Here is a 1,097-nt window from a genome sequence, read left to right as displayed (position 1 = left end):
GCGCATTTTCCGCAAAGCCCGCTGCAGCCCCAATCGCATGACCGTCATCGCCGCAGCCGTCCTCACCCTGGAGCGTCAACGCTGAAAACGCTCAGTGAGCCCTTTTCATCCTGTCTCTGTGGGGTGAAATGGCAGGTCAGCGGGGGTGTGCAACGAGACGAGGCTCCTGGTCGTTGCGGTGGTGTTCTCTACGCACCACGCATCGTCCGAGGAGCCTCGCTTGGTCCCGTATCGTGCCACGGTCGACGTCCCGCATGAGCTGGTTGAACACGTTTCCTGGCTCATCTACGCACGAAGGTGTGAACGCCGTTCGCGGTGGCGGAAGCTGGGCTGCTTCCGGCAGGCCCTGCTCGCGCTGGTGCACCTGCGCAAGAACGAGCCGCTGCCCGCCCTGGCAGCTGGCTTCGGCATCTCGACAGCCACCGCCTGGCGTTACGTCGACGAGACCCTCGACGTCCTCGCGGCATGGGCGCCTGGCCTGCACGAGGCCCTGACCGGCCTGGGCGAGGGCGACTTCGTCATCGTCATCGTCGACGGCACCCTGATCCCCATCGACCGCATCGCCGCCGACGAGCCGTACTACTCGATGAAACACCGCAAGCACGGCATGAACGTGCAGGTCATCGCCCGCCCAGACGGCACACCGCTATGGTTCTCCCGCGCGACACCCGGTCGCACCCACGACCTGACCGCGGCCCGCGCCCATGGCATCGTCCAGGCCTGTCTCACCCGGCAGATCCTCGTCCTCGCGGACCGCGCCTACCAGGGCGCCGGCGCCACCTTCCGAACCCCCTACTACCACCAGCGCGAACAGCCAGAGCACTACCAGCAGTTCAACCGCGACCACGCCCGACTCCGGGCACCTGGCGAACGGGCCTTCGCACAGCTGAAATCCTGGCGAATCCTCCGCCGGGCCAGATGCTCCACCCGTCGCATCAGCACCATCGTCCGGGCCGTTCACACGCTGCTGACCTGCGGCTATTCAGGATGAAAACGGCTCAGTGAGCCTTTTTCATCCTGCCCCTGAAGGACTATAAGGCCTGGTCAGCTGGGGTGGTGACGTGACAGAGCCCCCGGTCGTTGGCGGTGTTGATTCC

At 65.6% G+C, this 1,097-nt stretch carries 1 protein-coding gene and 1 pseudogene; both read left to right on the top strand.

Annotated features, from left to right (window positions below; translation table 11 throughout):
- Positions 1-85, top strand: a pseudogene (locus ACFYZY_RS30020) (IS5/IS1182 family transposase); the annotation flags it as partial.
- Between the two features lie 135 nt (positions 86-220).
- Positions 221-991: a transposase family protein gene (locus tag ACFYZY_RS30015; protein ID WP_388700418.1), complete on the top strand. Its 771-nt coding sequence runs from the start codon at positions 221-223 to the stop codon at positions 989-991.
- Positions 992-1,097 lie beyond the last annotated feature (106 nt).

The organism is Streptomyces sp. NPDC001744 (assembly GCF_042892575.1).
Taxonomy (GTDB): Bacteria; Actinomycetota; Actinomycetes; order Streptomycetales; family Streptomycetaceae; genus Streptomyces.
This window is presented reverse-complemented; position numbering and strand designations above follow the sequence as displayed.